This window comes from Bradyrhizobium sp. 17 (assembly GCF_023073515.1).
Taxonomy (GTDB): domain Bacteria; phylum Pseudomonadota; class Alphaproteobacteria; order Rhizobiales; family Xanthobacteraceae; genus Bradyrhizobium; species Bradyrhizobium canariense_D.
In genome coordinates, this window is the sequence record NZ_JADPJQ010000075.1 from 1 (window position 1) to 21504 (window position 21504).

General features: G+C 62.1%; 18 protein-coding genes and 4 pseudogenes. 16 read left to right on the forward strand and 6 right to left on the reverse strand.

Annotation, left to right across the window (positions count from 1 at the left end; all coding sequences use genetic code 11):
- From IVB13_RS15425 to IVB13_RS15435, 3 genes are all read left to right on the forward strand, one after another.
- A partial coding sequence (locus IVB13_RS15425) for a hypothetical protein (RefSeq protein ID WP_247489445.1) occupies positions 1 to 186 on the forward strand: 186 nt, incomplete at its 5' end.
- Between the two features lie 567 nt (positions 187 to 753).
- A complete protein-coding gene (locus IVB13_RS15430; protein WP_247489447.1) occupies positions 754 to 2361 on the forward strand; it encodes an NAD(P)/FAD-dependent oxidoreductase in 1608 nt (535 codons plus the stop codon).
- A 244-nt stretch (positions 2362 to 2605) separates the two neighbouring features.
- Entirely contained in the window at positions 2606 to 2794 is a 189-nt protein-coding gene (locus IVB13_RS15435; RefSeq protein WP_247407137.1) for a hypothetical protein, read from the forward strand.
- A 36-nt stretch (positions 2795 to 2830) separates the two neighbouring features.
- On the opposite strand, the gene IVB13_RS15440 is transcribed toward IVB13_RS15435, so the two are convergent.
- The gene (locus IVB13_RS15440) at positions 2831 to 3331 is read right to left on the reverse strand and encodes a hypothetical protein (protein ID WP_247489450.1); all 501 of its coding nucleotides are present in this window, start codon (positions 3329 to 3331) and stop codon (positions 2831 to 2833) included.
- Positions 3332 to 4759: 1428 nt separating this feature from the next.
- Between IVB13_RS15440 and IVB13_RS15445 the strand changes: the two genes are divergently transcribed.
- From IVB13_RS15445 to IVB13_RS15475, 7 genes are all read left to right on the forward strand, one after another.
- Positions 4760 to 5596 carry an enoyl-CoA hydratase-related protein gene (locus IVB13_RS15445; protein ID WP_247407130.1) on the forward strand — a complete coding sequence of 279 codons (837 nt, stop codon included), beginning with the start codon at positions 4760 to 4762 and terminating at the stop codon, positions 5594 to 5596.
- Positions 5597 to 5901: 305 nt separating this feature from the next.
- Positions 5902 to 6774, forward strand: coding sequence for a branched-chain amino acid ABC transporter permease (locus tag IVB13_RS15450; RefSeq protein WP_247407127.1), 873 nt, complete (start codon positions 5902 to 5904; stop codon positions 6772 to 6774).
- A 3-nt stretch (positions 6775 to 6777) separates the two neighbouring features.
- The gene (locus IVB13_RS15455) at positions 6778 to 7920 is read left to right on the forward strand and encodes a branched-chain amino acid ABC transporter permease (protein ID WP_247489452.1); all 1143 of its coding nucleotides are present in this window, start codon (positions 6778 to 6780) and stop codon (positions 7918 to 7920) included.
- Positions 7917 to 8675 carry an ABC transporter ATP-binding protein gene (locus tag IVB13_RS15460; protein WP_247489454.1) on the forward strand — a complete coding sequence of 253 codons (759 nt, stop codon included), beginning with the start codon at positions 7917 to 7919 and terminating at the stop codon, positions 8673 to 8675. Before IVB13_RS15455 ends, IVB13_RS15460 begins: the two co-directional genes overlap by 4 nt.
- A 2-nt stretch (positions 8676 to 8677) precedes the next feature.
- Positions 8678 to 9427 (forward strand): ABC transporter ATP-binding protein, encoded by a 750-nt coding sequence (locus IVB13_RS15465; RefSeq protein WP_247407117.1) that lies wholly within the window; start codon positions 8678 to 8680, stop codon positions 9425 to 9427.
- Complete coding sequence (locus IVB13_RS15470; protein WP_247489456.1) at positions 9414 to 11105, forward strand: AMP-binding protein; 1692 nt, start codon at positions 9414 to 9416, stop codon at positions 11103 to 11105. The genes IVB13_RS15465 and IVB13_RS15470 overlap by 14 nt, the downstream gene beginning before the upstream one ends.
- A gap of 22 nt (positions 11106 to 11127) precedes the next feature.
- Positions 11128 to 12333 (forward strand): ABC transporter substrate-binding protein, encoded by a 1206-nt coding sequence (locus IVB13_RS15475; protein ID WP_247478678.1) that lies wholly within the window; start codon positions 11128 to 11130, stop codon positions 12331 to 12333.
- Between the two features lie 195 nt (positions 12334 to 12528).
- Here IVB13_RS15475 and IVB13_RS15480 read toward each other — a convergent pair.
- Positions 12529 to 13160 (reverse strand): annotated as a pseudogene (locus IVB13_RS15480) (class I SAM-dependent methyltransferase).
- A gap of 34 nt (positions 13161 to 13194) precedes the next feature.
- Between IVB13_RS15480 and IVB13_RS15485 the strand changes: the two are divergent.
- Positions 13195 to 13983, forward strand: a complete 789-nt coding sequence (locus IVB13_RS15485; RefSeq protein WP_247489458.1) for a nucleoside phosphorylase — start codon at positions 13195 to 13197, stop codon at positions 13981 to 13983.
- 60 nt (positions 13984 to 14043) lie between these two features.
- Here the strand turns inward: IVB13_RS15485 and IVB13_RS15490 are convergent.
- From IVB13_RS15490 to IVB13_RS15505, 4 genes and pseudogenes are all read right to left on the reverse strand, one after another.
- Positions 14044 to 14949 (reverse strand): annotated as a pseudogene (locus IVB13_RS15490) (efflux RND transporter permease subunit); the annotation flags it as partial.
- Positions 14950 to 15127: 178 nt separating this feature from the next.
- Positions 15128 to 16276, reverse strand: a complete 1149-nt coding sequence (locus IVB13_RS15495) for a PAS domain-containing sensor histidine kinase (protein WP_247489460.1) — start codon at positions 16274 to 16276, stop codon at positions 15128 to 15130.
- Positions 16277 to 17065 carry an alpha/beta hydrolase gene (locus tag IVB13_RS15500; RefSeq protein WP_247489462.1) on the reverse strand — a complete coding sequence of 263 codons (789 nt, stop codon included), beginning with the start codon at positions 17063 to 17065 and terminating at the stop codon, positions 16277 to 16279.
- Between the two features lie 352 nt (positions 17066 to 17417).
- A pseudogene (locus tag IVB13_RS15505) lies at positions 17418 to 17800 on the reverse strand (Ku protein); the annotation flags it as partial.
- A 378-nt stretch (positions 17801 to 18178) separates the two neighbouring features.
- Between IVB13_RS15505 and IVB13_RS15510 the strand changes: the two are divergent.
- The 5 genes and pseudogenes from IVB13_RS15510 to IVB13_RS15530 all read left to right on the forward strand — a co-directional run.
- Positions 18179 to 18408, forward strand: a pseudogene (locus tag IVB13_RS15510) (hypothetical protein); the annotation flags it as partial.
- A gap of 4 nt (positions 18409 to 18412) precedes the next feature.
- The gene (locus tag IVB13_RS15515; protein WP_247489463.1) at positions 18413 to 18670 is read left to right on the forward strand and encodes a hypothetical protein; all 258 of its coding nucleotides are present in this window, start codon (positions 18413 to 18415) and stop codon (positions 18668 to 18670) included.
- 171 nt (positions 18671 to 18841) lie between these two features.
- Positions 18842 to 18979, forward strand: coding sequence for a hypothetical protein (locus tag IVB13_RS15520; protein ID WP_247489465.1), 138 nt, complete (start codon positions 18842 to 18844; stop codon positions 18977 to 18979).
- Between the two features lie 125 nt (positions 18980 to 19104).
- On the forward strand, positions 19105 to 21168 hold the full coding sequence (locus tag IVB13_RS15525; protein ID WP_247489467.1) for a diguanylate cyclase: 2064 nt from the start codon (positions 19105 to 19107) through the stop codon (positions 21166 to 21168).
- The gene (locus IVB13_RS15530) at positions 21165 to 21479 is read left to right on the forward strand and encodes a PilZ domain-containing protein (RefSeq protein WP_247489469.1); all 315 of its coding nucleotides are present in this window, start codon (positions 21165 to 21167) and stop codon (positions 21477 to 21479) included. The genes IVB13_RS15525 and IVB13_RS15530 overlap by 4 nt, the downstream gene beginning before the upstream one ends.
- Positions 21480 to 21504 lie beyond the last annotated feature (25 nt).

Genomic DNA, 21504 nt, shown 5'->3' on the forward strand with positions numbered 1-21504 from the left:
CGCATGGCGCTGATTCTCCGTTTGAGAACCACAGTCGCCCCGCAAACTTCATCGGAAATGAGTCAGACCCAACCTTTGGCGCCGATAAGGGGGCAAATTGCGCGCCGAATAACACCCTCGATGGCCCAAGACATGCAGAAGGCCGTCGCACTGACATCGAATTCCTCGTTGCTTGGTCGTGAATGAGCGCGGAAAGCTGGGAATAGCTTCCCCGCCAACGCCGCACTGACTAACATCGTCAAACGCGTTGAAAGCGGTGAGCTGAAGCCGGATCCGAAGCACATCATCGAGCTGCAATTGAACTGAGCGGCGCCCTTACAGTCTCTCCCGCCAATCTTCCTGGAAGGCGCCGCGTTTTCTTGCGAGCGCACGCCGGATTGCTGCGCCCTGATGATTACGCATCTCCGCGGCCAACCTCGCGGTTGCTCGAATTAGAAATCGACCGAAAGAAGTTGGATTATAGGGGCCGCTGCAGCTACTCTCATGGTCGGCTGGACGGCGAGCCAATTTGTCGGACCTGCCGCTTCGAGGAAATTGTTTGCTTCGGGCCCGGCTCGCTCTTTGAAGGGGCGCATTCCAGATTTTGGAAGGCGACGCGCCGGCAGTGAGCTGCGTTAAGCAGAGAAGGGGAGCTTGAGCGCACTTACCCGGGACGGTATGTTAATCGAATTCACTGTGGCGCAGCGCACCATCACCGCGCTGCCGGTATACCTAGCTTATATTCGTGGGGCGGCGTAATGAGAGAGTGCAGCCATGTCGAATGAACCAGTTGAGCTAGACGCGCTGGTTGTTGGTGCGGGCTTTGCGGGCCTTTACCAGCTGTTTCGGCTTCGGGATAACCTTGGCTTGAAAGTAAAGGCAGTAGAAGCAGCTCATGGTGTTGGGGGCACGTGGTTCTGGAATCGCTACCCTGGGGCGCGGTGCGACTCTGAAAGCCATGTCTATTGGTATACGTTTTCCCTTGACTTAATGCGACAATGGGAATGGTCCGAACGCTATCCGGGCCAGGCAGAAATTCTGCGTTATCTGAATTTCGTGGCGGACAAGCTTGACCTGAAACGCGACATTCAATTTGGTACCCGGGTTGCGTCCGCGCACTACGACGACGCCTCCAACCGCTGGCATATCCGTACAGAAACGGGCGAGACCTTCATCGCGAAGTTTCTCATCACCGCCGTCGGCTGCCTGTCCACTGCCAACGTACCCAAGATTCCAGGGCTGGAGACCTTCAGGGGTGACTGGTACCATACGGGGCAGTGGCCGCACGAAGGCGTCGGGTTTGCGGGCAAGCGAGTGGGGATGATCGGCACGGGATCGACCGCCATCCAGGCAGCCCCGGTGATTGCCGCTCAAGCCAAACACCTGACCGTATTTCAGCGTACCGCGAACTATTCAGTACCAGCACGCAATGTCCCGCTAACGCGGGACTTCAAGCAATACGTCAAAGATAACGCTCGCGAAATCCGCGCGACCACACATCAAACCTACAATGGCATGGGATTCAAGGTCGCTGAACGCAAAGCGATCGACACGCCGCCAGAGGAGCGCGAGAGGATTTATGAGGAGGCCTGGGAGCGCGGCGGGCTGCAGTTCCGCGCATCCTTTGAGGACATGCTCATTTCAAAGGAAGCAAACGACACGGCTGCCGACTTTATAAAGAAGAAAATCCGTTCGATTGTGAAGGATCCCAACACCGCGGCGGTGCTCGCTGACATCGATCATCCCTATGCAGCCAAGCGCCCGCCGATCGATACGGACTATTTTGAGACCTACAATCGACCGAATGTCACGCTCGTGGACGTGAAAGCTGCTCCAATCCGGCAGATCTCCGAGACCGGAATTCGCACGGATGAGGCCGAGTACCCGCTGGACATCATCGTTTTCGCGACAGGGTTCGATGCGATGACCGGACCGCTGCTCAAGATGGATATCTGCGGGCGCGACGGGATGTCACTGAAGGATGTCTGGGAGGCAGGACCGCGCAACTATCTAGGTTTGCAGGTCGCTGGTTTTCCAAACCTGTTCACCGTTACGGGGCCCGGCAGTCCATCGGTCTTGTGCAACATGCCCGTAGCCATAGAACAACATGTCGACTGGATCGCGGATTGCATCCATCATATGCGGACTAACGGACTGGAGCGGATCGAGGCACGGCCTGACGCTGTCGAAAAATGGGTGAGCGAAGTCAATGAGGCTGCTGCCCGAACACTGCTGCCGCAGGCAAAGCATTCCTGGTATCTCGGGGCGAATATTCCGGGCAAGCCGCGGGTGTTCATGCCATATGCCGGCGGCCTGGTCCGTTATCGTGAAATCTGTCAGAACGTCGTTTCCCGCGGGTACGAAGGTTTCGCCCTGTCATAATCGTTAGCTAGCGGCAGGCGCAGGTCGCCAAACTCGTTATCGAGGAGGCGGATCCGGGTTCGAGCGTATCCGCGATATCGAGGCGGCGTCGCGGGGCGCCGCTGGGTTCGGCCCGTCCGTGTGCCGTCGGCTCAACCAGCGTTCGGCCGCTTCGAGCCGATCGAGCCGGTCCGGCCGACGGACGTTGTCAAGGTCCGGCAGGTCTTCGCCGAGCCGATCGCCGCTCCCGAGACCATCCAGCGCTATGTCCGCAAGCTCGTTGTCATGCTTTGCGCCCGGGCTCGAGGCGCGGGGCCTCAGGGCGCGTCGGCTGGCTCTGCTGTTCGGACCCGGCGACGATGTGCAGGCCGTCCGCGTCGGGACGTCGATGGCGACGCGGGACGTCAAACGGCTCACGCGGCTGGTCGGTGACCAGATCGAAAAGGTCCGTTAGGGATAGGCTTCAAGCCTAGCGTCTTAGTTTGGCCCGTCAGCCTTTGTCGGGAAATTTGACCGCCCGCAGGGAAGTCGCTTTGTCCGTCTTCGCGACCGGCGCGTCGACCACGAGGCTGTCGAACTCCATCTTCGCCGACGGCTTTATCACCGGATCGGCGGGCAGAGCCTCGAACGGTGCATACCACGGCGCCTTCTCGATCGCGCCGCCTTCCAATGCCTTGGCCATCAGCTGGCCGATCTCGGGGCCGGTGAGGGGGGCTAGGCCATCGTCCGCATGCTTGTAGAGCTGTGGGCAGAAGTATAGCGCGTGGATCCGCGGATCGTACCCGTCCAGAACCAGGAAGTATTCCGGCTTCCGGAAGAGCTTTCGCTTCTTCACCAGCTTGCGGTCCCGCGTTGTGAGGGCGACGCGAAGCTTTTCGCGATCGTTCCCGACGATGGTGGCGGCTTCCAGCAGGATTACCCAGTCCTTCGTGCTGGTGTTGTCCTCATGGATGGGAACCAGGCTTCCTTGCTGCTTTCCGAAGATTGTCATGCGTTTTCATCCTGCCCGAGGCGGCGTTTCCCTGCTGCATACGCGGCAACTGACGTTACGCATAGCCCGGGCCCGCGCAATCAAAAAGTCCACAGCATCACGGACGGGCCGAACCGACATTGTTAGATATCTCCCGGAGCCCCTGAAGAAAGGATGCCGCACCTTCCCTCCGACTAGTTCGCGCGGTATTCGACTTCCGCGAAAACTTGGGCGCGGGACTCAGACGCCCTTTTGAGCGATGCACTTGGCGTACGGCTTGGTTTTCCTGACCAACGGGTCCAGACGCCTCTGGAGCTCGGTGGTGGAAGTCTTGCCGAATCTGCGGTCACCTTGCCCCGCCTACACGAGGTCGGCGCCCTTGCGGCGGCCGCCCTCGTGTGGGGAGTCCGCCACCTTGGACACCACGCCCTCCAGCCCTGAGCCGCACGCACGCCGGTGCAGCTCGATCCGGTCATGCTTCAGCCGATCGATGGGCCCGTGAGCAAGCGGATGGACTCCAGAAGGCGTTCAAAGCGCTACGGTTTTGACGCATGCTGCCGGATTAGGGACGCGGGGCGGCGTGTGTGTAGCCGGTGGCGTAAATGAGGGGGACCTTCGGGTGACTGTCCGTGCATTTGATTGGACCGGCGCATCCTGTCAGGGACCCCGACAACATCACGTCGGTTGAAGACCAGATCTGGAGTGGCCTGCGTACACAGTTCGAGGGCGCGCTCGCCGCTCTCGGCCTCAAGTACATTGTGTCCGTGACTCTCCAATATCTACAATGACGTCCCGAATCAGGTCTTCGTCCTCGACAACAAGCACTCGCAACCGTCCTCCTAACCGCCTCGGCAACACGCTCTGTACTCGCGAGTCCCTGTTCGAGGTCCTCCAGATCGGATCGACAATCTCTCCGTGTCATTCGCCCTGCAATATTGGCTCTGACGCAGTTTTGGTGCAGCCGTGATCATGTATTACCGATCAAGCGGGCGCTGAGCAGGTCAAGTTTGGCGCGGCCGTACATTTGACGCTTTACGGGTTTGAGCTGGGTGATCTGCCCTTCGGTCTGCCCGTTGGACCAAGATGTTGTAATTGCCGCGGTGATGGCGGCCTTTTTTTGACGCCATTAGGCGCGCGAGCGTGTGACTTCGAGCTTCTGAAGGCCCGCACTCGCGTCCGCCGGATCAGCCTGTCCCCGGGCCGGCCGGAGCGGTGCCCCCAGACTGGCAAACGCTGCTGCATGAGTATGTGGCAGCTACTGCCTCGAGGCTGATTTTCCGCGCGCGTTCCTCAGAACGGCGGCTGCTGATACCCTTGGGACAAATTTCATGTCGGCCTCGCTCTCGCTGCTGCTGGCGGGGTGATCTGCGTTCGCGGCCGATGACATCGCTTTCGATCTCGGGCAAGACCTTCCTTAAAGGCAAAAAGCCTGGCGTTCGGGAGGATTTCATGAGCTACCAGCACATCATCGTCGACGAACCGCGTCCGCGCGTCCGGCGTATCACGTTGAACAGGCCGGAGAAGCGCAACGCGCTGAACAATCGCCTGCGCAGCGAAATTTTCGAGGTGCTCGAAGAGGCCGATCGCGACGGCGAAGTCTCGATTACGATCTTACGCGGCGCAGGGCCTTGCTTCTCTGCGGGCTACGATCTCTCCGCCGACAATCGCGTCGACCAGCCCTATCACTCGGCCTCAGGCCCGGGCCAGTGGTCACGCCACGTGGTCGAAGGCTGGTTTCGGATCTGGGATCTCGCTAAGCCCGTGATCGCGCAGGTGCACGGCTACTGCCTTGCGGGCGGCACCGAGCTCGCCACCGCCTGCGACGTCGTCTACGTCGCCGAAGATGCGCAGATCGGTTATCCTCCAGTGCGTCTGATGAGCCCGCCCGACATGCAGTATCATCCTTGGCTGCTGGGCATGCGCCGCGCCATGGAACTGATGCTAACTGGCGATGCGATGTCCGGCCGCGAAGCTGCCGATTGGGGGTACGCGACGCGGTCGTTCCCGCTCGCCGAGCTCGACGAGAAGACGCTCGATTTCGCCGAGCGCGCCGCCAAGGTGCCGGTCGAGCTGCAGCAGCTCAACAAGCGCAGTGTCCACCGCGCGATGGAGATCATGGGCGCCCGCGCTGCCATTCGAGCCGGCACCGAGATCCAGGCGCTGGCCTTCACCACTGAGGCGAGCAGGGCCTACATGGGCAGTTTTCGCCGCGACGGCAGCAGCGTGAAAGACCTCCTCGACCAGCGCGATACGACTTTCGGCGATTATCGAACGAAGAAGGAGTAGAGCGAGGGCTTGTCACCAGGCGGCAGTTCGGAAAATGGTAGAGCGGAGCGAAACCGTCATCGCTCCTCCACAAGAAGGACAAAGGATTCGCTGCTCTGTACAAATCCCTACAAGCTCCACGTCTGGTCGTAGAAGGCCGAGGCGGCACTTCCGCTGTCTTGTGGCAAGGCGCTGCACGAAACGATTGAGCGCGCTATCTTATCTTAGTCGATGGTCGAAGCGTCGAATTAATTAGCTGCTTGACTAACAACATCGACCGTCCTCATATCGAAAAAAATCAGGCGCGACGCGCCATTGGGACGGAAATGCTCGATTTCACGCAGCAATTGATTAGCGGCGTAGCGTTGGGGTGCGTCTATGGGCTGATCGCCCTTGGGTTCGTCCTGATCTACAAGGCGACCGAAGTGGTGAATTTTGCGCAGGGCGAAATCATGATGCTCGGTGCCTTCATGTCGGTCACCTTCATCACGACGCTTGGGCTGAATTACTGGTTGTCGTTCCTGCTGTGCGTGATCGCAATGGCGATCCTCGGCGCGATCATGGAACGGCTCGTGCTTCGTCCCATCCTCGGTTATCCGCAATTCTCGATCGTGATGGCGACGATCGGTCTTGGGCTCGTGATCCGGGCGCTCGTTGGCATTATCTGGGGCACGGACGATCTGCGGATCGAGACCCCCTTCACCGACGGCGTCTTGACGATCGGCAAGCTCGTCATCGCCTGGGACGCGCTTTCCATCATCGTTGCGACGGTGCTGCTCTGCACCGCGCTCTACGCCTTCTTCCGCTACACTCGGGTCGGCATCGCGATGCAGGCGACGTCGCAGAACATGCTCGCGGCGTATTACATGGGCATCCCGGTCAAGCGGATGTTCTCGCTGATCTGGAGCCTCTCCGCCATGGTCGCGTGCGCCGCCGGGATCTTGCTGGCACCGATCACGCTGGTACACGCCAATCTCGGCTTTCTCGGCATCAAGGCATTTCCGGCGGCCGTGCTCGGCGGCTTCGGCTCGATTCCCGGGGCGGTCGCCGGCGGCATCACCATCGGCATCGTCGAATCGCTGTCCGGCTTCTATCTGCCTGAGGGATTCAAGGACGTCGCGGCCTATGTCGTCCTGCTCGCGGTGCTGCTGTGGAAGCCGCAGGGCCTGTTCGGCCTCAACGCCGTCAAGAAGGTGTAAGGCATGGCGCACCATGTCCGCACCGGTTATGGCGACAGCGATCCGCTGTTTCCGTCGAAGGCCGCAGTGTTCTGGTACGCTGTTCTGCTCGCAGGGCTGATTGCCGCGCCCTACGTGATCGAGTCTTATTATCTCAGCCAACTCGTGTTCATCATGATCTACGCCATAGTCGGCGTGGCGCTGAATATCCTGTCCGGGCAGGCTGGGCAGGTCTCGATCGGTCACGCCGCCTTTCTCGCCATCGGCGCCTATTTCACCGCGGTGGCGCAGAAGCACGGCGTTCCGCTGGTGCTCTATCTCCCGCTCGCCGGTGTCTTCACAGGGATCGCGGGCTACCTCGTCGGGCTGCCGGCGCTTCGCCTGCACGGGATCTATCTCGCCATTGCCACGCTCGCCTTTGCCTTCATTGTCGAGGAGATCATCGCGCGATGGGAGAGCGTCACCCACGGCAATGAGGGATTGATGCTGCCGCCGCCGAGCGTGTTTGGGCTGAAGCTCGGCACCGAAGGCTTCTATTACCTCTGTCTGCTCGTCACCGTGCTGGTGATCCTCGCCGCCATCAACATCATCCGGTCCTCGACCGGACGCTCCTTCATGGCGATCCGAGATTCCGAGACCGCCGCGCGCAGCATGGGCATCGACACCGCGCGCTACAAGACCACGGCGTTCGCGCTGTCGGCCGGCATTACGGGAATCGCGGGTGCGCTCTATGCGCACAAGATGTCGTTCATCTCGCCGGAGATGTTCAGCCTGGCTGTCTCGATCGATTTCGTCATGATCATCATCATCGGCGGGCTGGTGAGCCTCCGGGGCGCGGTGTTCGGCGCGATCTTCATGATCATGGCCGATCCGTTGCTGATCATCCTCAAGGACAAGGTGCCGGTGTGGAGCGAGGCCATGATGCACGGTCTGTTCCTGCCGGAGACCGTGACCCAGGCCGTTCAGACCGGCGTCCTTCGCGTCGTCAACGCGCCCGGCCTGAAGTCGCTGATCTTCGGCATCATCATCATCGTCTTCATCATCTACGAGCCGATGGGCCTCGACGGCCGCTGGCAGCGCGTGAAGGCGTATTTCAAGCAGTTTCCGCTGGCGCGCCAACGCAGCGCACGCCCACCCCGCATGTTCCTGAAGTCCGAGCGCCGATGACCTTCTTCGACGTAAAGAACCTGACTGTGAAGTTCGGCGGTCTCACGGCCGTGGACAACGTCTCGTTCGGGATCAACGAGGGCGAGGTCTTCACTATCATCGGGCCGAACGGAGCAGGCAAGACCACGCTGTTCAACCTCATTAGCCGGCTCTACACGCCGAGCGCGGGCCAGATCATCTTCCGGGACGAGGACGTCACGCGTCTTTCGGCGCAGCAGATCGCCGGGCGCGGCATCGCCCGTACGTTCCAGAACATCGAGCTGTTCGAGAGCGCCTCCACCTTGCAAAACCTTCTGGTCGGCCGACACCGGCACTCGACCACGCGGGCTTGGCAGGACATTCTCCGCACAAAGAAGGTTCGCGCGGAGGAGGTCGCGCACCGTCGTGCGGCCGAGGAGGTCATGGACGTGTTGCGGCTGCAAAGATACCGCCACATCACGATCGGCGCGCTTCCCTATGGCGTCCGCAAGGTGATCGAGGTTGCCCGCGCGCTGTGTGTCGGTCCGACGCTGCTGCTACTCGACGAGCCCTCGTCCGGCCTCAACGTCGAGGAAACCAATGCCATGGCGGAGTGGATCCTGGAGATCAACCGTCGTCTCCGCGTCACCGTGCTGATGGTCGAACATGACATGTCGCTGGTTAGCCGCGTCTCCAACCGCGTGCTCGCGCTGAACTACGGGAAGATGATGGCGCTCGGCACGGCCGCCGAGGTCCAGGGCCACCCGGATGTCATTGCAGCCTATCTCGGGACATGACGATGGACGCGCAGCCAATCCTTCGTCTCGCCAATGTCGAGAGCACCTACGGGCCGATTACCGCGATCCGCGGCATCAGCCTCGACCTGATGCAGGGGCAGATCGTCACCGTGCTCGGTGCCAACGGCGCCGGCAAGACCAGCATTCTCAAGACCATCTCCGGCGTGCTCGATCCCATAAAAGGGACGGTCGAGTTCGAGGGCCGCAAGATCCGCTCCATGGAGCCGGACAAGGTCGTCCGGCTCGGCATCAGCCACGTGCCGGAGGGACGCGAGGTCTTTCCATTCCTCTCCGTCCGCGACAATCTGCGGATGGGCGCCTACATCCGCAAGGACAGCAAGACCATCGCCAGTGATCTGGAGAAGGTGTTCGACTATTTCCCGGTGCTGCGCGAACGGCAAAACCAGATCGCGGGACAGCTCTCCGGCGGCCAGCAGCAGATGCTGGCAATCAGTCGGGCGCTGATGAGTCGCCCGAAAGTGCTGCTGCTGGACGAGCCGTCGCTCGGGCTCTCGCCGTTGCTGGTGAAGGAGATTTTCACGATCATCCGCCGGCTCAATGCGGAGGAGGGAGTCTCAATCCTGCTAGTCGAGCAGAACGCCAAGATGGCACTGGAGACGGCGCATTACGGCTACGTGCTCGAGGTCGGCCGTGTGGTGATGCACGACACTTGCGCCAATCTGCTCCAGTCCGACCAGGTCCGCGAATTCTATCTGGGTATGCACAGTGAAGGTGGTCATGGCGGGCGCTGAAAACGAGGCACTCTCGGCACGTCTTGCCGCGGCCCTCGCGGCGCACGGCGCGGCGACCGTCATGCGCTCGAAGCGTTACGGGCTCTGGCAGCCGCTCAGCGGCACGGAGGCCGCGACGCGTATCGCCGCGATCGCCCGCGGCCTGCGCGCAGTCGGTATGCGGGACAACGACGTGGCGGCCATCTGCGGCGACACCTGCGCGGATTGGGTGCTCGCCGATCTCGGCATCATGGCCGCTGGCGGCATTTCGGCGGGTCTCGACGCTGACGCTAATGCTGAAGAGTTGGCGCGAGTCGTCAATCTGTTTGAGGTCACCATTCTGTTCGTCGCCGGGGACGCGCATCTGCACCGGGCGCTCGGCATCCGGGATCGTTGCCCGGGATTGCGACTGATCGTCGTCATGCACGAGCAATGGGACGACGGCGCGCGCGTCGGCCACGTGATGACTCTGGCCGAGCTGCAGGCCCGCGGCGCGAGCGCCGAGCTGCTTGCAGGGCCTGCCGCGGCCTCGATCGCGGCCATCGTGATGACCTCGGGCGTTACGGCGCCGGCACGCGGTGCCTTGCTCACGCAGGCGGCGCTCGGCCGGCAGGCTGCGCGCGCCGCCAGTGAGCTGCGGTTGAGCGCGAGCGACGAGCGTTTGTCGTTGACGCCGCTGCATCATGTGATGGAACGCGTGGTCGGCGTTTACGCCTCGCTGCTCGCGGGCTGTATCATCAACTTCCCCGAGAGCCGCGAGACGGTGCTCGCCGATCTCAGGGAATTGCAGCCGACCGTCGTGCAGGCGCCGCCACGGATGTGGGCGAAGCTGAAGTCCGGCGTCGAACTCGCTGCGGCGGAGGCGACGAAGTTTCAGCGCCGCATGGTCGCGCTGGCCGTGAAGCCCGGAAGCGACGGACCGAGCCCCATTCTCGATGCCTTGGTCCTGACGCCGGTCCGCACTCGCCTCGGTCTATCGCGGGCACGACTGTGCCTCACGACGGGGGCGCCGGCGCGCGCCGATGTTGGTGCCTGGTTCGCGGCGATCCGGCGGCCGCTTACCGATGCCTATGGCCAGGCCGAGTCCGGCGGGGCCGTGACGCTGGCTCCGCATCGCGGCACGCCCAGAACGCTCGATGGCGTTACGCTGGAGACGCTGGTATCAGGCGAAATCCGGCTAAGGTCCGATACGCTGTTTGTTGGTTACGCGGGCGAGACTGAGAACGCGGTCCGCGACGGCTGGTGGCATAGCGGCGATGTCGTCCATGCCGGCCAGCCGCATCCCGCTGGACGTGTCGCGGATCAGCTCGACTGCGGCGCCGCGTCGCTCAGAAGCGAAGCCGATCTCGTGACATCGCCCTACGTCGCCGATGCCTTCCTGCATCGCGATGACGGGGGAAGGGTGATCGCTGCGGTGTTGATGGACGCTGATTCCGTCATCAAGTTCGCGCAGGACAACAGCATTCCATTCACGCACTTCCTCAGCCTTTGCCGCTCCGACGACATCCGCGCACTGATCGGCTGCGTGATCGCGCAGACCAATGCGCGGGCGCCCGTAAAAATCGACGATTTCACCTTGATCGAGCGTTCGCTCGGTCCTGGCGACCCCGAGATGAGCGCCATGCTCGTGCTGCGTAGACGATTGCTGCGTCCTAGAGAACATTCCGTAACAGCAAGCGCCATTTCACAGAGCGCATAACCGAAAGCCCTGGAGGTATACCATGACTTCACGTTTCCTTTTGTCAGCCGCGATCGTCGCGCTCACGGGTTTGCCGGCGCAGCCCGCGCTCGCACAGTTCAAGACGCAGGGCGTTACCGACACTGAGATCGTGATCGGCACGCATATGGATCTCTCCGGGCCGATCAAGTCATGGGGCGTTCCTGCTTCCTCGGGCATGAAGCTTGCAGTCGAGCAGATCAACGCCGCCGGCGGCATCAACGGCCGCAAGATCAAGCTCATTCTGGAGGACGACAGCTACGATCCGAAGAAGGCCGTGCTGCAGACGCAGAAGCTCATCGAGCTCGACAAGGCGTTCTCGATCGTGTCCGCGATGGGCTCGGCCACGACGCTGGCGCCGATGCCGCTCGTGCAGGGCGCCGGCCTGACGCATCTATTCCCGATCACGGCCGCCGAATTCACCTTCAAGATGGATCCGGCCAAGCCCGAGGACAGGCTGAAGTTCAACATGTTTAGCCCCTACTACGACACGATGCGCCTAGGCATCAAGTACGTGATGGAGAAGAACGGCATCAAGAAGCCCTGCATCGTCTATCAGGACGACGAGATGGGGAAGAATTTTACCGATGCCTATTCCGATCAGCTGAAGGATTTGAAGGTGCCCGAGGCCACCCGCGTGTCGTTCAAGCGCGGTGCAACCGACTTCAACTCGCAGGTTGCGCGCATGAAGGCGGACGGTTGCGATCTCGTTGCGCTCGGCTCCGTGGTCCGCGAGTCCGTCGGCATCGTCACCGCCGCCAAGAAGCTCGGCTGGACGCCGCTTTACGTGGTGTCGTCACCGAGCTACGTGCCTGACCTGCACGATCTCGGCAAGGACGCCACCGAAGGCATTTTCGGTGTCGGCCAGACCGAGATTTTTTATCCCGATACGGCAACGGGCAAGGTGAAGGAATTCATCGAAGCCTATCGCAAGATGTTCGGCATCGATCCCAATCTGCAATCCACCTCGGGCTATGACGGGGCCATGGCGTTCGCGTTCTATGCCGGCCTCGCCGGCAAGAACCTGACGACGGATTCTCTCATCGCTGCGATGGAATCCGGCAAGGTCTTCGAAGACATCTTCGGTGGCGCGCCGGTGTCCTTCTCCAAGGACAATCATCTCGGCGTGTCCGCCGCGACCATTGGCCAGATCAAGAACGGCCGCTGGGTGACGATCGCAAAGAACCAGTCGTACAAGAGCGAGAAATAGACGGTTGAGAATGACGGCGACGCCTAAGCTGCAGGCATCGCCGTCGAGCTTAGTGCTCGTAGGATGGGTAGAGCACGTGCGAGCCCATCATACTTGCGGCGAGGGGAAGCCGATGGAGGCCGAAACCGCCAAAGCCCAGACCGTCCCGCCGAGTAGGTGCGCTGCCAGGCCTGCAACCCTAGTCGCCGGGCCACTTCATACCCTGTCATTTTCGCAGAAGACGGCCGAACTGAAACGCTGCATATTGCCGCCTGGGATCGAGTGATCATGCCGCCGAGAGCCGACGAGGTTGAAGGTCGGGCCCCAGCGTCTCGGCCAGGGCTTCCGGATCGTACCGCACGATCGGGAGCCCGCTGCACCTTTCGGGACCATCGGGCGCGAACGTCGCGATGATGACATGACCGCCTGGGCGAACCGCTTTCTTCAGGCAAGCGATGTATGCATCGCGGTCGGCGGGGTCCGTCAGGAAGTGGAAAGCGGCCCGATCATGCCACAGGTCGAAGGTATCCGAAGGATTCCAGGTGGTGACGTCCGCAACAAGTCCAGGCGACCGCCTCGCCGCCGCGACCAAGCCGCTGTTTGGCTGCTTCAAGCGCCTTGGCGGAGAGATCCAGGATCGCTACCCGGGTAAAGCCCCGTTGCACCAAGCCATCAACCAGCCGTGAAGCGCCGCCTCCGACGTCAATTATGCCGTCGTCAGTCGAGATGCCGGTTTCGGTGATGAGATCGAGCGACGGAGCCGGATCCTCCTGAAACCAGCTTACTTCCCTTTCCGCTTTCGTCGCGTATACGCTCTGCCAATGAGCCTGGCGGTCGAGGTCGTTCATGGCTTCCGTCCCTCCATCGATTCAAGGTGCATAGATGGCCATCCCCCCGATCCTTGAGAACAAGGACCCCTCGGCTCCTTCCGTTTTCATGCCGGCTGCCTTGATGCGGGAAGCACGCCGACAGAAGAACATCGAGGCGGTCGGCGTCCCCTCCGTTTGCCTGCTCGATCCGGACGGCGATCTCGTGCGCCATCTCCGCCGGACCGGGCGCGCAAAGCCCTTCGGAGGCTGGCCATGCTATCACACTGAGCTCGATGTGTTCTCCCTTGCCGGAAGGGACGTCGGCATCGTCGGACGGGCCGTGGGGGCCTCCTTCGCCGTTCTGGTCGCCGAGGAGCTGTTTGCCAGCGGCTGTCGCCTCCTGATCAGCTTGACGTCCGCTGGGCAGATAGTCGCTGCCGGCGAACCGCCGTACTTCATCATCATCGAACGGGCGCTTCGCGACGAAGGGACGAGCTACCACTACGCTCCGCCTTCGGAGTATGCCAGCGCGTGTCCTCACCTGCTGGAAGTCGCGAAAGAGGCAATCAAACACGGCGCACCGCGAACTATCGCGGGCGCAAGTTGGACCACGGATGCTCCGTTCCGCGAGACCAGCCAAGCTGTTCAAGCAGCCGCGGACCGGGGAATACTTGCGGTCGAGATGGAAGCGGCCGCGCTGTACGCCTTCGCCAGCGCCACCGAAAGCAAAGTCCTCTGCGTCGCTCACGTGACGAACACGATGGCTCAAACGGGCGCGGACTTCGAGAAGGGCGACGACGACGGCGCGGTGGATGCGTTGGCGATACTGGGCCCAATAGTAGCTGCTTTGGCCGAAGAATAGAGGGGTTCGTCTCCTCAATCGGCTATGCTCGGCGGGTTGCACAAAACCCCCTTCCTCACCTCACCCAGCAGGCTCCAGTAAACGCAATACGGTGGGCTTCGTCACTTCCGGCGCTTGTCCCTTGGTGTTGTCCTCGGGAGGCAAGCGGAAGCCCTTGAACAGCCCGAAGATCGCCGGGATCACGACCAATGTCAGCAGCGTGGATGAGATCATTCCGCCGATCATCGGGACCGCGATGCGCTGCATGATCTCCGATCCCGTCCCGGTGCTCCACATGATCGGCAGCAGGCCCGCCATGATCGCGACCACGGTCATCATCTTGGGCCGCACGCGCTCCACCGCGCCCTCCATGACGGCGTCATAGAGATCGCTGCGCGTCACGGCCCGCCCCTCGGCTGTGCGCCTCGCCGCGGTCTCCGCCAGCGCCTGGTTGAGATACATCAGCATCACGACGCCGGTCTCGGCGGCGACGCCGGCGAGCGCGATGAAGCCTACCGCGACCGCGACCGACAGGTTGAAGCCCAGCCACCACATCAGCCAAAGCCCGCCGACCAGCGCGAACGGCAGCGAGAGCATCACGATCATCGTCTCGGTGATCGAGCGGAAGTTCAGGTACAGCAACAGGAAGATGATCAGCAGCGTCACGGGCACGACGATCTTCAGCCGCGCTGTGGCACGCTCCAGGTATCCGTATTGGCCGCTCCACATCACGTAGTAGCCGGCCGGGAACTGGATGCTGGCCTGCACGGCGGCTTTGGCATCGGCCACGTAGCCGCCGAGATCGCGGTCGCGGATATCGACGTAGATGTAGGTCGCGAGCTGCCCGTTCTCGGTGCGGATCGAGGTCGGCCCGCGCGCCGGCGCGACCTTCGCGACCTCGCCGAGCGGCACAGCGCCGCCGGCCGGCATCGGCACCAGCACATCGTTGGAGATGGCCTGCGGATTGTCGCGCAGATCACGCGGGTAGCCTGGTGCGAAAGCAACGCCGCGGAATGACTGTGTTTCGGCGTGGGGTCTCAGCCATGATCTGCGTGGGGGTCCCATCATCTGAATCCAATGAAACCAAGGACCTGAAGGGGTCCCGACGACGCCGATGGGGGGCAGTTTTTCGATCAGCATTCACACTTCTTGCGGTGCGAGACGACTAGGGGCGTAGCGCCCCTTCACCTTCCAGCGGCATGCGGAATGTGAACCTGGTCTCCGCTTCGGACGAAGCGACGTCGATCGAACCGCCGTGGGCCTTGGCAATCTCGGCCGCGATGTAGAGGCCGAGCCCGAGTCCTTGCGCCGGTCCGTGTGCCTTTCCCCGGTAGAAGGGCTGAAAGAGGCGCTTACGCGCCTCCTCCGGAATGGCAGCGCCCGCGTTCGCCACCGAGAGTTCGAACATTTCTGCCCTGGCGCTCGCTTCGACGCGCACAGGCTGGTCCGCTGCCCCGTGACTGATCGCATTGCCGAGCAGGTTGGAGAACAACTGCGCGACGCGGGCTGGATCGCAGAACACGGGGGTTTCGAGTTGGAAATGGGTTTCGATGCCGCGCTCCGGATGCGCGGCGCTTAGTTCTGCTACCACCTGGTCGAGAACGGGCTCGATGGCGGTGATGGCCTTCGACAGAGAGATGCCTCCGCCAAGCCGACCTCGAGCCAGATCCATCACGCTTTCGATCATCTTGGCCATGCGCCCCACGCTGCTCTGCATCATGGCCTCCAGCCGCAGCGCGTCCTCCGACGTCTTGGCCTTCAGCATCAGCCGTGCGCCAGCCGCGATCGATGCGAGTGGATTGCGCAGGTCATGGCCGAGGACCGCGATGAACTGCTCGCGCAGTTCGGCATTTTCGCGCTCCTGTCGCAGGCGCTCCTCCAGAGCGGTCTTGAGCTCGTCGCTTTCCTTGCGGGCGTTGATCAGCCCTCGCTCATAGCGGCGCCGGTCTGCGGCTCGCATGATCGTCAGGCGCGTGAACAGGAGCGCGTCCGCGTCGGTCCGCCGCTCACGCGCGTTGGCGATCGCCGGCAGCCGGGTTCCGCTCTTTGTAAGGAGATCCAGCGCGAATTCGTCGAAGAAGCCCTGCATGCGCAGCAGCGGCGCGACATGGGTCTCCAGGAATATGCGTCCCGCCATGTTGAGCAGGTCGCTTAGCCGCATCCCGGGAAGGTCATCGGGCTGGTACTCCATCCAGCCCGCCAGGGTTCGGTTGGCCCGATCGATACGGCCGTCAGGACGAACGGAGAGATAGCCGCAGGGTGCGTTTTCGTAGAGGTCTTCGAAATCGCTGTCGGCGGGATGATTGTTGTTCACTCAGACGAAATCTCGAATTGCGGCGACGACTTCGTCGGGCGCGCTCAGGTTGGGACAATGGCCGGTCGCCTTCAGCACGACCATTTTGCTGTTCGGGATGTTGCGCTGGACGTACGCACCCACCTGTTGTCCGGCGATGATGTCTTCGCTGCACTGGAGAATCAGCGTGCGCGCTTTGACCTTGGCCAGGTCGGCGCGGTTGTCGGAGAGGAAGGTGACCCGGGCAAATTCCTTGGCGATGGCGGGGTCGGTACGGCAGAAGCTGTTGGTCAGCTCCTCGCTAAGTTCGGGACGGTCGGGATTGCCCATGATGGCAGGCGCCATCTGCGCCGACCATCCCATGTGGTTTTCCTCCAAAAAAGAGAGCAGCTCTTCGATCTGCTGGGCGCTGAAGCCGCCGACGTAGTCACCATCGTCGATGTAGCGCGCCGAAGGCCCCACCAGCACCAGGCGCTCGAAGAGTGTCGGATCCTTGATCGCGGCAAGAACTCCGATCATCGCACTGACGGAGTGGCCCACGAATACGGCATCGTTCAGGCGCAGCGAGCGGCCGATCTCGACGAGGTCGTCGGCATAGCCGGACAGCGTCGAATACTTCCCAGGGTCGTAAGCGGTGAGGTCCGAACGGCCGGCTCCGACGTGGTCAAATAGCACCGTAGTGAAATCCGCCTCGAACGCTGGTGCCACGAAGCGCCACATGTTCTGGTCGCACCCAAACCCGTGGGCGAACATCATGACCCGCTCACCGCGACCCCGGATCTGCACGTTGTTGCGGAATTCAACTGACACCTGGACCACCTTTCGCGTGAGGCGTGGATTCTTGTTTTGAAGGCACTCTACGTCCAAAGATGCGCGGGCGCATTCGTTTTTCTAAGACGGGAACGATCGGGAACGAGTGAGGAGACTTGACATCGCCTCCACCAATTGCGCGGGCGCAAAGGGCTTGGCCAGAGGACGCTTTGCGGCACGCCGTCTGCCGCCCAGCGATGGGCGCTGTCGCCGGACACGTAGAGGATCACGCAGCCTGGATCGTTCTGCCGCGCGAGACGGGCGAGCTCCCATCCCTCCATCCTGGCGCGGCCCAGATTGATGTCAGTCACGAGGGCTCGCGAAGGAGGTATGTGGAGGAGATTGGTTGCCTCACCGCGAAGGCATCGTGACCGACCTTGCCGTCCGGCCGGATGTAATAGGGGCGGATCAGGTAGCGCGGGTCGATGTCGGCCTTGTCTACGAACTCGTCGATCTCGATGGTGCGCGTGGATTCCAGCGCGATCTCCTCGAGCTCCTCCTTGCTCACCTCGATGAACTGGTCCGCTCAAGCTGGTAGCCCTTGACGATGTCCTCGTTGGACACCTCGTCGCCCGTGTCGGCGTCGACCTTGAGATACTTGATGCGGTGGCCGGTCTGCCGGTTGAGCTGGTTGAACGAGATCTTCTCGCTCTCCGAGGTCGCCGGGTAGAGCGCCACCGGGCAGGTGACGAGGGACAGACGAAGGAAGCCTTTCCAGTTCGCTCGCGGGGCCATGGTTACGCAACGCTCCAACTACGGGACTTGGACTCAAGACGAAGGGGGCGGCGCGGTTCCGACATGCCCGCTCGCCGTCGGCGAGATTCATCCGAAGGCCGTCCGGCCCTTCGTGGCTCTGGACTCCTGAGAACAAACCAGGAACATAATCGTATGAACGCAACCTCTAAGCAGTGCGATCCCAGCCGGGGTACCGCCGCCCGTGAGCAGGCGATTGAGGCGTGCGGTGGCGAGGCCTGGGAAGTCTGAAAGCATTGCGGGTGGCGAACGAGTTCTTGGCAAGCAGTTGCAGGAGCTCCGCTCGAACGCATCGACCGGCTACGCCCGGGGAACGGCTTCCAGGGGCGCGCAGACGCAAGGACGAGCCAGAAATCTGAAGTGACCTACTATGTCGCACTAGCGTTCGTTTTCTCCGACGACGGCGTGGCCGCCGGCGTGGCGGCGCAACGCCTGAGCGCCAACACCGCGATCGTCCGGGCTGAGGCGCTCTCCCGCAATCCTGGGCAGGCCGGCGCCATCGCGTTCTCCCGGACCGGGGTCCGTCAAGCGAAGACTTCAATGACGCCGGGCTGATCCGAAAGTTCGGAGACGTTCCGGACGACCTCAGTCTTTATGAAACTCCACTGGGTCCGGAACGAAATCGCCCGCACGCGGGGGCAGATCCGCGCACAGGAGCGCGAAATCCACATGCTGCAGCGGGCCGGCGTCGCGACCGTTTCGGCCGAACTGCTGCTCTCGAGGATGCGCGCCAAGGTCGACGACCTCTGCCGAGAGCGGGACGCGCTCCGGAAGGCTGCGAGCGGGCAAGCTACCGAGCCGTCGATATCCAGCGGATATGAGAGCTGGTTCGCACTCGCCGAAGCCCTTTGAGGCCCAGGCTCCCCCGCGCTTCCGGAGGCGATCGATGATGGCCGCACACTGTAAAGGTGCTCTCGACGCGCGCAAGAGATCGAGGTCGTGGGACTGAGATCATCGTGATCTTTTGCAGCGGGGGCCGCGGCTATGCTCGGAACGAGTGTCGCAGCGGGCATTGGTGTCTCCATGGACGACAGGAAGTGGATTGCCATCATGGTCGCCTCGATGCTGCTGCTGGTCGGCGTCGCTGCGTTGCTGGTGCAGCAACCGGAGCTAGTCGTGACCGGACATTCAGTGGTGAGCGGCCGTCCTTCCGCCTTCTGAGAAGTTAGGCCGGCCGGGGGCACTGCGCTCACGAATGGGGCGTTCAACTACACAGGTGCCCGCGGGCCGGGAATTTCAAGGCGAGCGGAGTGCCCGGCGTGCTCATGACGCACTACAGAAGTACCATGGCACTGCCGGATTCCGCTCGGGTTCTCAAAGGCGTGTTAGCCAAGCCTGCATTTGCCTCAATCTCGGCTACGGCTGTTAGCAACTTTGAAGCTAAAAATGATGATCGTAATATCGAATGCACCCGAACAGGTGACACGGTCGTGGCATCCCTCCATCAGGCGATACACCGCAAGCCCCAACTCGTCGTCGGCGCCTTCCTCGCCGTCATGATGGCGTGCGTCCTTGGCCTCGTTGCCTGGAAGGCGTCCTCGGCCCGTGAGGCGACCCTGGTCCGGGCACAGGAGGATTTGGGCAATTTGGCCCGTTCGCTGGCCAGGCACGCAACCACTACCCTCAAGGCCCCTGATGTAGCCATGACCGGGTTGGCGGACTTGCTGAAGTACCAGAGCCCACTGCCTGAGCGGTTCAATCCCCACCTCGTCGCCACGACCCGCTCTCTGCCGCAGATCCGCGAGATCGGCGTTTTGAATGCGGAGGGTAACTGGCGTTACTCATCCTTCCCGCGTCTACCCGACCATAACAACTCCGATCGGGCGTACTTCGCGCAGCATCGAGACAATCCCAGCCCCAAGATGCTGCTGAGCGGGCCGATCATCTCCAGGACTAGCGGGCAACCATCCATCATCCTGTCGAAGCGGATCAGCACTCCAACCGGGGAATTCGCAGGTGTTGTGGTCGCTGCGATCGACTGCGACTACTTCAGCAATTTCTATTCGTCCTTTGGTGTCGGCGCTCAAGGCGGCATCAGCCTCCTGTCCACCGATGGAACAATGTTCGCTCGCTGGCCGGTGGTGGAAAGCGGCCGAAAGATCGCCGACACCGCTCTGTTCCAGAAGCGCACAAGTGAAAGCCCCAGCGGGTCCTACAAGATCACCTCCCCGTTTGATGGTCTCACCAAATACATCGCATACGAGCTGGACGCCGAATACGCGGTGGTCGTGACGGTGGCGCGATCAGAGGACGAGGTGCTGGCCAACTGGCGGACCGATCTCATCTCGGATGCCATCGTCGCGGCCCTGCTGGTCGCAATCATCGTTGCTATGGCGGCGCTGTTGAGGAGCCAATTCAGCTTCAGGACCGGATTGGAACGGTCGCTGCGGGAGCGGGAGGCGCGTCTGCGTTTGTTGGCGGACAACATCGCCGACATCGTCATCGTGATGGACCGAAAGGGATACCTCCGCTACGTGTCGCCTTCGGTGGTGGCTGTGCTCGGGATGACCGAGAATGATTTCCTCGGCAGGTCGTGTCTCGACGTGGTCCATGACGACGACCGAGAAAAGGTCATGGCTGCGAGCCGAGAGGTGAAGCACGCGAGCGCCTCCAGCTCAGTTCGGTTTCGTATTCGGCGGGGAGATGGGGCCGTGGCTTGGCTGGAGGCTCATTTCAAGCTGGCCGAGCAGTCCCTCGGCGGCGAGCTGGAGATCGTCGGAACTCTTCGCGACATCACGAAGCAGAAGCGCCTCGAGGACGAGCTGTCATCAGCCAACCTCAGACTGGCGCAGCTCGCGACCACAGACGGTCTGACACGGCTTGCGAACCGGCGCAGCTTCGATGCCTTCATGCGGGAGGCCTACGTCAAACATGACACGCTATCGGTGCTCCTGATCGACATTGACCAGTTCAAGGGCTTCAACGACGCACTGGGCCACCAGGCGGGGGACGGCTGTCTCCAGCGCATTGCCGAGGTGATCGGAAGCGCCACCGCAAACACGGGAGGATTGTCGGCGCGGTATGGCGGTGAGGAGTTCGCGGTGATCCTGCCCGGCGTGAACGAGGGAAGGGCCCTAAAGGTGGCCGACGCGATTCGGATGATGGTCGCCCGCTTGCAGATCCATCATCCGCGCTCGCCACGAACCTACGTGACGATAAGCGTGGGCGTTGCTGAAAAGGGCGATGCCACCACGGACGAGTTGGCGCTCACCCGTGACGCCGACATCGCCTTGTACCACGCGAAGGAACAGGGCCGGGATTGCTCGGTCGCAAGCTCCTCGCTCGTATCCTCGCGCCTGGAGATGCCGTCGCTGGTGCCCTCACTGCCTGATCTGGAGGGCGCGCGATGAGAGCGCCGGACCAGCGAGGAGCGCGGCGAGTTGCGTTCGAGCGGACTATTCCGGCCAGCATGATGGCGATCGACGGAACGTGGCAGCGCGCTTGCACCTTGAAAGATATATCTGACGTCGGAGCCAAGCTTTTGATCGAGGACTCGATAGAGGGGCTGCCATTGAAGCAGTTCTCCCTGGTGCTCTCGTCCACCGGCCTTGCCTATCGCAGATGCGAACTGGCGTGGGTAAACGGCGAGGAGGTCGGCGTGACCTTCATCCGACAGGATCTCAAAGGAAGGACAAAAGCCCAACCTACCGATCCCCGCTGATCCACCCGGGACTGCGAAGAACGTT